The organism is Phenylobacterium sp. (genome assembly GCF_037138395.1).
GTDB lineage: Bacteria > Pseudomonadota > Alphaproteobacteria > Caulobacterales > Caulobacteraceae > Phenylobacterium.
Genome location: NZ_JBAXIM010000079.1, coordinates 1 through 11,537, shown reverse-complemented (window position 1 = coordinate 11,537; position 11,537 = coordinate 1). Strand labels below are relative to the sequence as shown.

Sequence of the window (11,537 nt, the reverse complement as noted above, 5' to 3'; positions counted from 1 at the left end):
CGCGAGTCTCGGCCTCTTTGATCTTCTCGAAGTATTTGGGCTGGAACTTCCGGGCCAATTTGGAAATCGTCCCGCTCAGGATCAGCTGGAAGACTCCCCATGCGGCCAACATGCCGACCAGGAGCAGGACGCCGAGCGAGAGTTCCCACCCGATCCAACGGTAGACGCTGAGGGCCAGGTGGATCAGGAGGCCGACGATCGCCAGCAGGGCGATCCAGATCGTCCCCACAAGTACGCCCTCTCGTAGCCTAGCGAACCCCATAGGATCCCCCAAAAATCCAGGCGGGTTTCGTGCTTCAGGCGAGGCGACTCGTGCGTCGGCCCCCGTGGCCTAGGCGTCGCCGAGGGCCTGCCCGTAGCCCTCCCTGAAGTAGGCGTTCCAGTGGCTGTCCTCGAAGGGCAGCCAGTCGATGCTCTCCTGCGCAAAGCGGGGACAGGCCCGCTTCATCTCCAGGGCCGCCGCGGCGAGGCCGCGCTCATCACGGCCTCTCCACAGGGCGTTGATCTTAACCACATGCGCCAGCCAATAGGCGGGCCGGCGGATCAGGGACTGATCAGCGGCGTCTACAGCCTCAGGCCAGCGTCCGGTCATGCAATAGCTGGTCGCCAGCTCGCCAAGGGTGTGGAAGGCGAAGGCATCCCCCGGGCTCAGGCGCAGCGCTGTTTGGAGGCTGATGATGGCCTTTTCCGCTCGCCCGGCCATGTTCAGCCCCGAGCCCATGAGGGCATGCCCGAGCGGAAGGCTGGGATTGAGCTCGATTGCGCGGGCGTAAAGGGCCAGGGCCCGGGCGTTGTTCCTGACCATCATTTCATAGCCGCCGAGGATGGCGTAGGCGCGGCCATCCTCGGGATCGGCGCGCGTGGCCTCCCGGGCCAGACGCGACCATTCGCGCATCTCCTGCGACTTCACCCGTTCTGCCCAGTTGCTCCAGCCGATCCGCCAGGCCGCCTGCACCAGGACCTCCGGGTTCGCCGGTTCGAGTCGCATCGCCTCTTCCAGCAATTCCCCTGCGATCGCGTTGTCCCTTTGCGTCATCCGGTTCATATGCCAGCGACCGCGCCAGATCAGGGTGTTGACGTCCCGGCTGGTGGAGGGGCGGGATACAGCCCGTCCCTGTTCCACATGGTCAATCCGCGCGTCGAGCACCGCAGTGAGATCGGCGAGTACGGGGGCGAGGCTCTCGTTGGAGAGGCTCCCCGGGAGCTCGAACTTCTCCGACCAGATGACCTGGGAGGTCTCTGCGTCGATGGCCGAGACCCCGAGGACAAAGTCGGCGTCCGCACTGCGGAGACGGCCTTCGATCAGATACCGGGCGCCCAGGCTCTTGCCGACGAATCGGGCGTCGATTTCCCCAGAGGTGAAGTTGAAGCTGGAGCTGCGGGCGATGACCGGAAGCCAGCGAAGTCGCGACAGCTGGTCGATCAGGTCCTCGCTGATGCCTTCCGCGGCGATATCCACCGCGCTGTCGCCCGTCTGGTTCTGGAATTTGAGTACGGCCACGGCGGGGCGTCCCTCGAACCCGGGTGCCGGCATCGACAGGTCGACGAGATGCACTGGCAGAGGCGGGGTCGCCGCCTTGTCCGCATTTGCCTCCCACCCCTCGGCCTGGGCATGGATGAGGGCGCGCTGCTCCCTCAGCCAGTCCTCGAAGCCTTCCTCGCCGGGAAGGTCGAGGCCCTCCAGGAACTCGGCTGCACCCCGGGGTTCCGGCGGGTCATTCTCGTTCGCCGCCCCGGGAATCGGAATGTCGAAGGCGACGGCTCGCAGGTTCAGGCTCACCCGTGTGCCCTCGGCGAACAGCAGGGGCTCTGCAGTGTCCGCGAAGAGCCTGCGCAGGTTGGAGAGTTCGCGTCTCAGGCTGGTCTGGGCCTGGACGGACTCCCGGGAGCCCCAGAGCTTGTCCTGCAGGAATTGGCGCGTGCGTTCGCCATCCCGGCCGGTCGCCAGGAGGGCGATGAGCCCGATTGCCTTCTTGCTCGCGACTTCCACCCTGCGCCCGTCGATCCCCTGGAGGCGGAAGGCCCCCATCAGCCGGACAGAGTAGACTCCGGATCGTGCCGTCATTCAAATCACCCCCAGGGCCTTGATCCTGGACCCCTGAACTCTTTTTCACGCATACTTCACGTCAAATCCGGGGCTTTCCAAATCAAAGCAGAAGCACAGACTAACAAGAATAGGACGACTACCAGCCGGTTGTGTTCCCTCTCCATATCGCCACTACCGCTTGTCACGTTTCTATAGCGGCACCTGAGATTCACGCTTTTTTCACGATGATTTCACGTCCTATCAATCGATAGGCGAGCCCTTCATCTCCTTCAGGAACAACCCGCCCACCACCAGGGTCACTCCGGCGACGACGATCGGGTACCAGAGACCCCGGTAGATATCCCCCGAAGCGGCCACCATGGCGAAGGCGGTGGCGGGCAGGAAGCCGCCGAACCAGCCGTTTCCGATGTGGTAGGGCAGGGACATGGAGGTGTAGCGGATGCGCGCCGGGAACATCTCGACCAGGGCGGCGGCGATCGGGCCGTAGACCATGGTGACGTAGAGAACTAGCAGGGTCAGGAGGGCGATGACCTTCGGCCGGTCGATACGCGAGGGGTCGGCCTTGGCCGGATAGCCCGCTTCGGCCAGGGCGGCGGCGAGGGTCTTGGTCCAGGCCCCCCGGGCCTCGGCGAGGGCCTTGCCAGACAGGGCCTGACCATCGATCCCGGCGATCTCGGTCCCGCCGATCCGCACCCGGGCCAGGGTGCCGGCAGGCGCGGCCGCGTTCTGGTAGCTGACGCCGGCGCTGGCGAGGGCGGACTTGGCGATGTCGCAGGACGAGGCGAAGGCCGTCTTGCCGATCGGGTCGAACTGGAAGGCGCAGTCGGCGGGATCGGCGATGACCGTCACCGGCGCCGAGGCGGTCGCCGCCGCCAGGGCCGGATTGGCGGCCGCGGTCAGGGCCTTGAAGATCGGGAAATAGGTCAGGACCGCCAGGAGACAGCCCGCCAGGATGATCGGTTTGCGGCCGATCTTGTCCGACAGCCAGCCGAAGACGACGAAGAAGGGCGTACCGATGAGCAGGGCCGTTGCTACCAGGGCGTTGGTGGTCAGGCCGTCGACCCTGAGCGTCTTTTCCAGGAAGAAGAGGGTGTAGAACTGGCCCGTGTACCAGACCACCGCCTGGCCGGCGGTGAGGCCCACCAGGGCCAGCATGACCCGCTTCAGGTTCGTCCGGTCGGCGAAGGCCTCCGTCAGCGGCTTCTTGGAGGTCGTGCCCTCGTCCACCATCTTCTGGAAGACCGGGCTCTCGTTCAGCTTCAGCCGAATCCACATGGAAACCGCCAGGAGGACGGCCGAGACCAGGAAGGGTATGCGCCAGCCCCAGGCCTTGAAGGCCTCTTCGCCGACCTGGGTGCGCACGAGGATGATGACGATCAGGGACAGGAAGAGGCCCAGGGTCGCCGTGGTCTGGATCCAGCTGGTGTAGAGGCCGCGTTTCCCGTCCGGTGCGTGCTCGGCGACGTAGGTGGCCGCGCCGCCGTACTCGCCGCCCAGGGCCAGGCCCTGAATGAGGCGCAGTGCGACGAGGATCACCGGCGCCGCCAGACCGATCTGGCTGTAGTCCGGGAGCAGGCCGACCGCGAAGGTCGACAGCCCCATCAGCAGCATGGTGACCAGGAAGGTGTTCTTGCGGCCCCAGAGGTCACCCAGCCGTCCGAAGACAAGGGCACCGAAAGGGCGGACGGCAAAGCCCGCGGCGAAGGCCATCAGGGCCAGGATGAACCCCGTGGTCGCGTTCACGCCTGAGAAGAAGTGGCCGCTGATGAAGGCGGTCAGGGAGCCGTAGAGGTAGAAGTCGTACCACTCGAAGATCGTGCCGGCGGATGCCGCCCCCACGATCAGCTTATCGTTTCGAGCCTCGCCCGCCATGACGTCCTCCCCCGGAGATTTCCCCAACGGGAGGATAGACGCCGAAACCTATTCGAATCCAGCGTGCGATCCGCTCCCGGGCCGGCGACAGGGCCGGCCCGGGACGCGTCGATCAGAGGTCGGAGAACTTCTTGCCCTCGGCCACCAGCTTCTCGAGCAGGGGGGCCGGCTTGAAGTCGTCGCCCATCTTGGCCTGGAATTCCTTCATCTTCTCCAGGACCTTGGCCGCGCCGATCTGGTCGCCGTACCACATCGGGCCGCCGCGATAGACGGGCCAGCCGTAGCCGTTCTGCCAGACCACATCGACGTCCGAGGACCGGATGGCCTTGCCCTCTTCGAGGATCTTCACGCCCTCGTTGATCATCGGATAGATGCAGCGCTCGAGGATCTCCTCGTCGCTCACCGTCCGCGGGTTGGAGCCGGTCTTGACGATAAAGTCATTGATGATCTTCTCGGTCACCGGGCTCGGCTTGGCGTTGCGGTTCTCGTCGTAGTCATAGTAGCCGGCGCCGGTCTTCTGGCCGCGGCGGTCCATCTCGCACAGGACGTCGCGGATGCTTTCGCCCTGCGAGCGCTCCTTGACCCAGCCGATATCGAGGCCGGCCAGGTCGCTCATGGCGAAGGGACCCATGGGGAAGCCGAAGTCATAGAGCACCCGGTCGACATCCCAGGGCATGGCGCCCTCCATGACCAGCTTCTGGGCTTCGCGCTGGCGCTGGCCCAGGATGCGGTTGCCGACAAAGCCGGGGCAGACGCCGACCAGGGCGGCGATCTTGCCGATCTGCTTGGCCAGCTTCATCGAGGTGGCGATCACCGACTTGGAGGTATGGTCGGCGCGAACGATCTCGAGCAGCTTCATGACGTTGGCGGGCGAGAAGAAGTGCAGGCCGATCACCGCCTCGGGACGTTTGGTCACCGAGGCGATCTCGTCGATGTTCAGGCCCGAAGTGTTGGTGGCCAGGATGGCGCCCGGCTTGCAGATGGCGTCCAGCTTGGTGAAGATCTCCTTCTTCACGTCCATGCGCTCGAACACCGCCTCGATGACCAGGTCGACTGTGGCCAGGGCGTTCATGTCCAGCGAGCCCGTGATCAGGGCCATGCGCTCCTCGACCTGGGCGGCGGTGATGCCGCCGCGGGACGCCGTGCGCTCGTAGTTGCCGCGGATGACCTTCAGGCCGCGCTCCAGGGCTTCGGCCTGGACCTCGACGATGGTGACCGCGATGCCGACATTGGCGAAGTTCATCGCAATGCCGCCGCCCATGGTGCCGGCGCCGATGATGCCCACCGACTTGACCGGGATCAGGGGGGTGTCGTCCGGCACGTCCGGGACCTTCTGGGCCTGGCGCTCGGCGAAGAAGGAATAGCGCTGGGCCGCCGACTGCGAACCCGTGACCAGTTCGCCGAACAGCTTGCGCTCGACGGCCAGCCCCTCGTCGAAGGGCAGGTTCACCGCCGCCTCGATGCACCGGATGTTGTACTCAGGCGCCAGGAAGCCGCGGAACTTGCGGGCGTTGGCCTTGCGGAAGGCCTCGAAAATCTCGGGCTTGCCGCGGGCGGCCTCGACCTTGGTGTTGTTGTCGCGGACCTTCACCAGGGGCCTGTTCTCGCTCACGCAGCGACGGGCGAAGGCCACGGCGGCCTCTCGCAGCTTGCCTTCCTCGGCCAGCTCGTCGACCAGGCCCATCGCCAGGGCCTCGTTGGCCGGGGCGTGGCGTCCCGAGGTCATCATCTCGAGGGCCTTCTCGGGCCCGGCCACGCGGGGCAGGCGCTGGGTGCCGCCGGCACCGGGCAGCAGGCCCAGGTTCACCTCCGGCAGGCCGAGGCGGGCCGAGGGCACGGCGATGCGGTAGTGAGCGACCAGGGCGACCTCGAGGCCGCCGCCGAGGGCAGTGCCGTGGATGGCGGCGATCACCGGCTTGGGCGCGTTCTCCATCATCGCCTGGACGTCGAACAGCGAGGGCCCGCGCGCAGCGCCTCCGAACTCGGTGATGTCGGCGCCGGCGATGAAGGTGCGGCCCTCGCAGATCAGCACAATGGCCTTGACGGCGGGATCGGCGGTCGCCGTCTTGAAGCCCTCGAACAGGCCCTCGCGCACATTGGCCGACAGGGCGTTCACGGGCGGCGAGTTCAGGGTGATGATGGCGATGTCGCCGTCCATCGAAAGGTCGGTCACCGGATTGATGGCGGTCATGCGTTTCCTCGCTCTGGGGTTTCCGGACCAGCCGTTCAGGGGGCCAGTTCCGGCGTCGGATTCCCTTGGCGGTGTATACGCGGGGCCTGGGACGGGCGAGTCAAAACTGCGGCCGCGACCCCGATCGGCTTGACCGCCCCCGGCATCTGTGAGACCGCCTAGCTCTGATCGCTTCTTACGGCTCGACGGTCGGAAAACGCAGAGCAGGGCCTAACCTGCTTGGTCGGGGGAAACGGGGTGGACCCATGCGTCTGAAGATTCTGGGCAGCGGACTTGCGGCCCTCATTGCAGTGGTTTCCTTCAGCGTCGCCGCAGCCGCGCCCGCCAAGATTCCGCGGACGCCGGACAAGCACCCGGACCTCAACGGTGTCTGGCAGGTCCTGAACACCGCCAACTGGAACATCGAGCCCCATGCCGCCCGCGCCGCCCTGGCCCTGCGTCCAGGGCCTGTGGTTCCGGTGCCTGCCCGGGAGGTGATGGCCTTCGGTGCCATCGGCGCCGTGCCGGCTGGCACAGGGGTCGTGGTGGGCGGCGTCATCCCCTACACCCCCGAGGCCAAGGCAAAGCGGGACGAAAACCGCGCCGACTGGCTGAACCGGGATCCTGAGATCAAGTGCTACCTGCCGGGCGTGCCGCGGGCCAATTACATGAGCTTCCCACTGCAGATCATCCAGGGCGGAAACGAGACCCTCATCGCCTACGAATATGCCGGCGCGGTCCGAGACCTGGTCTTTAAGGACCCGGGCCCGGCGCCGGTGGATTCCTGGATGGGCCAGTCGGTGGCCAAATGGGAGGGTGACACCCTCGTCGTCACCGTCACCGGACAGTCCGACTCTACCTGGTTCGACCGGGCGGGTAACCATCACTCTGCGGCCATGACCGTGGTCGAGCGCTGGACCCTGACGGACGCCGACCATATCCGTTACGAGGCCGAGATCACCGACCCCGAAACCTTCACCCGTCCCTGGAAGGTGGCGATGGTCCTCTATCGCAGGGTGGGCGAGGACGCCCGCCTCCAGCAGTTCAAGTGCGTCGAGTTCGTCGAGGAGATGATGTTCGGCAAGCTCCGCAAGAACCCCCTGCCCTGATCCCGACCGACATTCAGCCGGAGACCCCGACATGACCTCCAAATCCACGCGCACCCTTGCCGCCCTGGCGGCCATCGCCGGACTGTCCATCGCCGGTGCGGCAGGCCAGGCCGAGGCGCACCACGCCTTCGCCGCCGAGTTCGACGGCAATGCCCCGGTCCTGGTCCGCGGGACCGTGACCAAGGTGGAGTGGATCAATCCACACGCCTGGATTCACGTCTCGGTGGCCAAGGCGGGCGGCGGAGCCCAGGTCTGGATGGTCGAGGGCGGTACGCCCAACACCCTCCTGCGCTCCGGCCTGACGCGGGACTCCCTCAAGCCCGGCACCAATGTCATCGTCCGAGGCTACCAGTCGAAGGACAAGGCCTGCGCTCCGGCCTGTAAGGCCAATGGGCGCGATGTGACCTTCACCGATGGCCGTCGGGTCTTCATGGGCTCCTCCGGGACCGGGGCGCCCAAGGACGGCGCCGATCCGGGCGAGCGGCGGCCCTAGGGCACGGCCTTCGGACCGGGAGGCCGCATGATCGATTCCTTCGTGAGCTGGCTGGCGACGACCACTGGAAGCATTGCGCTTCATGAGTCGCTGTACATGTACGCCATCATCGAGACCCTACACGTCGTGGCGATCGCTCTCTTCGTGGGATCCATCGCCATGATCGACCTGCGGGTCCTGGGCCTCGCCCTGGCCCGGGTCCCGGTCTCGCAGGCCCTCCGGCAGATCCTGCCCTGGACGGTGGCCGGCTTCATCGTGCTCCTGCTGACCGGCACCCTGCTGTTCTACGCCATTCCCGAGCGGACCTTCCACAGCCCCTGGTTCCGCGCCAAGATGATCCTCCTTGTTCTGGCTGGCCTGAACGTTTGGCGGTTCCACAGAGCCTACGGCCTGTCGCCTGCCGGCTGGGACACAGGACCCGCCCCCGCCAGGGCCCGGGCCTCTGCCATGGCCTCCCTGGCTCTCTGGATCGGGGTCATCATCTGTGGTCGGTTCATCGCCTACAACTGGTTCGACTGCGACAAGCCCCAGCCGGCCTTCATCTCCGCCTTCTCCGCCTGCCGGAGCTACACGCCGTGAGCCTCTACGACCTCTGCGAGGCCATTGAGGCCACCGCCGTCTCGGCTGCGCTCCGGGAGTCCCTCTGGCTCTTCCCGGTCATCGAGTCCGTCCACCTTGTGGGCCTCGCCATCCTCGGGGGCTCACTCCTTATGGTTGACCTGAGGCTGATGGGCGCCGGGCTGAACCGCCAGTCGATCGCCGCGGTCGAACACGGTGCCCGGCGCTGGTTCCTTGGAGCCCTGCTACTGATGCTCGTGACCGGGTCCCTGCTCGGGATTTCCGAGGCCGTAAAGCTCTATGACCGCCCCGCCTTCTTTGTGAAGATGATCGCCCTGGCCACGGCCCTGGTCCTGACCTTCACGGTGCGGCGGGCGCTGATTGCGCGCAATTCTTCCGGCGGTCCCGCAGCCTTCGCCATCGGCGCGGCCTCCCTGTCGACCTGGCTCCTGGTCGCCGTGGCCGGCCGCTGGATCGGCTTCTCCTGACCCCTTGTTCGGGATCAGGCCCAGCACAGGCCCAGCCCAGGACCCCCAAGGGCCGTCAGGCCCGGCCCAGGACTTTCGCCCTCAGCCTGCGCATGCCGCCCAGCCAGCGGTCGTAGTCCGCCGTCTTGCGCTGCATGTAGGTGAGGACGATCTGGTGCGGCAGGATCAGGAAGCTTTCCGCCTCCAGTCCCTTCACCACAGCCTCGGCCACGTCGTCGGGCGACAGGACGCCATCCAGGTTCTGCGGCTGCTCCTGGCCCCCGCCGGCCCGGAGCATGGCCGTGTCCACCCCCTGCGGGCAGAGGACCGAGACCTTGATCCCCAGCGCCTCGGGGGATCATGCCGGGCAGGGCGGCCCGGGCACCATAGACTTGGGCCATGACATTGACCCCCCAGGCCCGGTTCCAGACCGCGTCCGCCGCTGAGGCGGCGTTGTCCGGGTCAGGCTCGCCGCCACCCACGCCGCAGAACGAGCCGCCGATCCCGGCCGCCACCGATGATGGCGACCTGCGGTTGGCTCAATTTCACGCAATCGCATTATCTGCGGCGCCGCGCGCATAAAAAAAGACGGGGGCAAAAGCCCCCGTCTCGATCTTGATAGTCGCCGAAGCCGAGATTCAGCGTCCGGAGGATTTCATGACTTCTTCCATCACGCGATCAAGATTGAAGCTGCCGGGCTTTTGGCGCGGCGGAAACTCCTTGAAGCTTTGCAGCCACTGGCCGACGTAAGCCCCGGCGGGGGCAATCGCATACATGTGCTCAAGATACCAACGCTGATAGCCGATCGCATTTTCTTCCTGGGCACGCTCGAAGGGATCCATCCGCAGATTGGTCAGCATCGGCGCACGCAAGGGCGTGAAGGGCTTCTGCCAGACATTCATCCCTTCAGCTTCCTGCATCAGGAAGGTGACCTTCCAATTTTCGTAGCGAAGCGCGGCAACGCTGCCGTCGTCGGTCCAGTAGAGGAACTCCCGACGCGGCCAGGCCGATTCGCCGCGCAGTGCAGGGCCGAGATCGTAGCCATCGAGATGCACCTTGTAGTTCATGCTGCCGACCTTCAGGCCGGTGAGCAGGTCCTGCTTGACGGTCTTGTTACCGGCTGCAGCCAGCAGGGTGGTCAGCATGTCTTCGTGTGCGCCGATGTCATTGACGACCGTACCGGGCTTGATGGTGCCGGGCCACCGGATCAAGGTCGGCACGCGATAGCCGCCTTCCCAGTTGGTGTTCTTCTCGCCGCGGAACATGGTGGTCCCACCATCGGGCCAGGTGAAGGTTTCAGCCCCGTTGTCTGACGAATACATGACAATAGTGTTTTCATCCAAGCCGAGTTCCTTGAGCTTGGCTAGGATCTGTCCGACATGTCTGTCATGCTCGACCATGCCGTCGGCATAAATGCCAAGGCTGGTCTTGCCTACCGACTCTTCCTTCAGGTGCGTGAAGATGTGCATGCGGGTGGAATTCCACCACAGGAAGAAAGGTTTGTCGGACTTCGCGGCGCGCTCCATGAAGTCGAGCGCCTTGGCATTGACTTCCTCATCAATCGTTTCCATCCGCTTTTTCGTCAGCGGTCCGGTATCGGTGATACGGCCATCTGCGAAGCTGTGGATCACGCCGCGCGGACCAAAGCGTTTCTTGAACGCCGGGTCCTTGGGGTAGTCGGGGTTCTCCGGCTCTTCTTCGGCATTGAGGTGATAGAGATTGCCGAAGAACTCGTCGAAACCGTGTTTGGTCGGCAGGGTCTCGTCAGAGTCGCCGAGGTGGTTCTTGCCGAACTGGCCGGTCACGTAACCCTGTGCACGAAGGAGTCCGGCAATCGTCGGATCGCCCTTCTTCATGCCTTCAGGTGCGCCCGGCAGGCCGACCTTGGTGAGGCCAGTTCGAATCGGGGACTGGCCGGTGATGAACGCTGCACGGCCTGCGGTGCAGCTCTGCTGGCCGTACCAGTCGGTGAAAAGTGCGCCGTCACGACCGATGCTGTCGATATTTGGGGTCTTGTACCCCATCATCCCGCGGTTATAGGCGCTGATGTTGAACTGCCCGATGTCATCACCCCAGATGATCAGGATGTTCGGCTTGCGGGTCGTTTGCGCGCTGGCGGTTGCAGCTATCATCGCGAACAACAGACCGATGCACCCGGCCAGCCACGTTTTCAGATGTTTCAAGGCCATGGTTGGTATTTTCCTGTGTGTGATGGGTTCTCAAGACGGACAAACCATCGCCGGAATTCTCAGGCAGACGATGCTTCTCATCCAAAATCGAATTGGTCTATAACTTAAGGTTAGAACTCACCTAGAGTTACCGAATATTGATATAGAATTATGAAGCTTTCGTGTCACGATGCCTAACTAGGATTGATTTTCGACTGATTGGCCTGGAAATCGCGCTGTCCGAACAGGGTCGTTTCCGCGCTGCCGCCGATGCGGGCAATCTGTCGCAGCCGCGTCTGTCCCGAGGCATCGCGCAGCACGAGCGCTCGCTGGGCGTGTCGCTTTTCGACCGAACGACCAAAGGCGTCGTGCCGGCTGCGTTGGGTCGGATGTTGATGGACAGAATAGAAGCCGTTTTGCGCGATTCCGCGTGTTTGCGGCGCGAGCTCGATTTGCTTGCCGGGCTGGAGACCGGCGCTGTCAGTCTGGCAGCGGCGTCAGGGTCTTCGGCTATGAAAACGACCGCCAGTTCACCATCGGGGCTGTCCTGCCGGTGCCGGTTTTTCTGGCTTGCAGACCCGGGCCTTCCTGGCCGGGATCAGGCCCGGCCCAGGACCCCCAAGGGCCGTCAGGCCCGGCCCAGGACTTTCGCC

Annotated in this window: 11 protein-coding genes; 5 read left to right on the top strand and 6 right to left on the bottom strand. The window is 65.1% G+C overall.

Annotated elements, in window-relative coordinates; genetic code table 11:
- The 4 genes from WCJ52_RS07880 to WCJ52_RS07865 form a co-directional block, all read right to left on the bottom strand.
- Positions 1 to 262: hypothetical protein (locus WCJ52_RS07880; RefSeq protein WP_336902757.1), on the bottom strand; the 262-nt coding region annotated here is incomplete at its 3' end.
- 69 nt (positions 263 to 331) lie between these two features.
- Complete coding sequence (locus WCJ52_RS07875) at positions 332 to 2,065, bottom strand: hypothetical protein (RefSeq protein WP_336902756.1); 1,734 nt, start codon at positions 2,063 to 2,065, stop codon at positions 332 to 334.
- A 222-nt stretch (positions 2,066 to 2,287) separates the two neighbouring features.
- Positions 2,288 to 3,919, bottom strand: coding sequence for an MFS transporter (locus tag WCJ52_RS07870; protein WP_336902755.1), 1,632 nt, complete (start codon positions 3,917 to 3,919; stop codon positions 2,288 to 2,290).
- 112 nt (positions 3,920 to 4,031) lie between these two features.
- The gene (locus tag WCJ52_RS07865; RefSeq protein ID WP_336902754.1) at positions 4,032 to 6,110 is read right to left on the bottom strand and encodes a 3-hydroxyacyl-CoA dehydrogenase NAD-binding domain-containing protein; all 2,079 of its coding nucleotides are present in this window, start codon (positions 6,108 to 6,110) and stop codon (positions 4,032 to 4,034) included.
- Between the two features lie 245 nt (positions 6,111 to 6,355).
- Between WCJ52_RS07865 and WCJ52_RS07860 the strand changes: the two genes are divergently transcribed.
- The 4 genes from WCJ52_RS07860 to WCJ52_RS07845 are packed head-to-tail and all read left to right on the top strand — an operon-like array spanning position 6,356 to position 8,737.
- Positions 6,356 to 7,198, top strand: a complete 843-nt coding sequence (locus WCJ52_RS07860; protein ID WP_336902753.1) for a hypothetical protein — start codon at positions 6,356 to 6,358, stop codon at positions 7,196 to 7,198.
- Positions 7,199 to 7,229: 31 nt separating this feature from the next.
- Positions 7,230 to 7,691, top strand: coding sequence for a DUF6152 family protein (locus WCJ52_RS07855; protein ID WP_336902752.1), 462 nt, complete (start codon positions 7,230 to 7,232; stop codon positions 7,689 to 7,691).
- A gap of 27 nt (positions 7,692 to 7,718) precedes the next feature.
- On the top strand, positions 7,719 to 8,270 hold the full coding sequence (locus tag WCJ52_RS07850; protein ID WP_336902751.1) for a DUF6644 family protein: 552 nt from the start codon (positions 7,719 to 7,721) through the stop codon (positions 8,268 to 8,270).
- Complete coding sequence (locus WCJ52_RS07845) at positions 8,267 to 8,737, top strand: DUF6644 family protein (RefSeq protein WP_336902750.1); 471 nt, start codon at positions 8,267 to 8,269, stop codon at positions 8,735 to 8,737. The genes WCJ52_RS07850 and WCJ52_RS07845 overlap by 4 nt, the downstream gene beginning before the upstream one ends.
- A 55-nt stretch (positions 8,738 to 8,792) precedes the next feature.
- On the opposite strand, the gene WCJ52_RS07840 is transcribed toward WCJ52_RS07845, so the two are convergent.
- Positions 8,793 to 9,014, bottom strand: coding sequence for a hypothetical protein (locus WCJ52_RS07840; protein ID WP_336902749.1), 222 nt, complete (start codon positions 9,012 to 9,014; stop codon positions 8,793 to 8,795).
- Positions 9,015 to 9,354: 340 nt separating this feature from the next.
- Positions 9,355 to 10,905, bottom strand: coding sequence for an arylsulfatase (locus tag WCJ52_RS07835; protein WP_336902748.1), 1,551 nt, complete (start codon positions 10,903 to 10,905; stop codon positions 9,355 to 9,357).
- Positions 10,906 to 11,066: 161 nt separating this feature from the next.
- On the opposite strand from WCJ52_RS07835, the gene WCJ52_RS07830 reads away from it, so the two are divergent.
- Positions 11,067 to 11,537, top strand: a 471-nt coding sequence (locus WCJ52_RS07830; RefSeq protein WP_336902747.1) for a LysR family transcriptional regulator, incomplete at its 3' end; no start/stop codon positions are given.